Origin of the sequence: Vibrio sp. 1641, assembly GCF_033339995.1 — a bacterium.
GTDB classification, from domain to species: domain Bacteria; phylum Pseudomonadota; class Gammaproteobacteria; order Enterobacterales; family Vibrionaceae; genus Vibrio; species Vibrio alginolyticus.
The window spans coordinates 1-777 of sequence record NZ_JAWOVP010000123.1 but is presented as its reverse complement, the minus strand read 5'-3'; the positions used below and the strand labels follow the sequence as shown (position 1 = coordinate 777).

1 protein-coding gene is annotated in these 777 nt (G+C 47.6%); it reads left to right on the top strand.

Annotation, left to right across the window (positions count from 1 at the left end; all coding sequences use genetic code 11):
• Window positions 1-274: 274 nt before the first annotated feature.
• The coding region (locus R7Z47_RS24560) for a sporulation protein (RefSeq protein WP_318130723.1) at window positions 275-777 on the top strand (503 nt) is incomplete at its 3' end.

Here is a 777-nt window from a genome sequence, read left to right as displayed (position 1 = left end):
TATCCATTGCCGATGTAATGGCCTGATTCATTATGAGTTGAGCTTCAAGTGCTTGAAGGGTGGCTCTTTTGGCTTTCGCCAGTCCAATAAATGAGTCAGGAATACCGATATGCATGCATATCATGTATAGGTTAGCACCCTTGTTATAATTGGTCGATAGTTGAGCAATTGAATTCTCTCGATTTTGTTATTTTGTCGCTCGGATCGACGCAAAAATTTGTTTTGATCCCATGATCAGCAGTAGTAGTATGAGATCTCGACAAAGGAGGTGCATATGTCATTTTTGAAGAAGACACTTGCGAGCTTTGGGATCGGCAGCGCTAAGGTAGATTCGATTCTAAATCAGGATGTGCTTTATCCCGGTCAAAGTGTGGATGTTTCTATTCACGTTTATGGTGGCGCGACAGAACAAGCGATCGATAACATCGATATGAAGCTTTGTTGCCGCTACATCGCAGAGGCTCCGGACGACCGTGGTGCGCGAGAAGGGCACAGCATGCGTCGAGTACCGCAAACGCATGTCTTGGCGAAATGGAATCTCCCGTACGCCTTTACGATTCATCCTGGTGAAGAGCGCACCTTCGACGTCAAACTCGACGTGCCTTGGAACACACCAGTGACCATCGGCGATGCAAAAGTCTGGCTAGAAACTGGCTTAGATGTGGCGATGGCGCTTGACCCTACCGACAAAGACATTCTCACCGTTAGACCCGACCCACTTATGGATGCCATATTGTCAGCGTTTGAAGCCCAAGGCTTGCGTATTCGCCAAGTCGA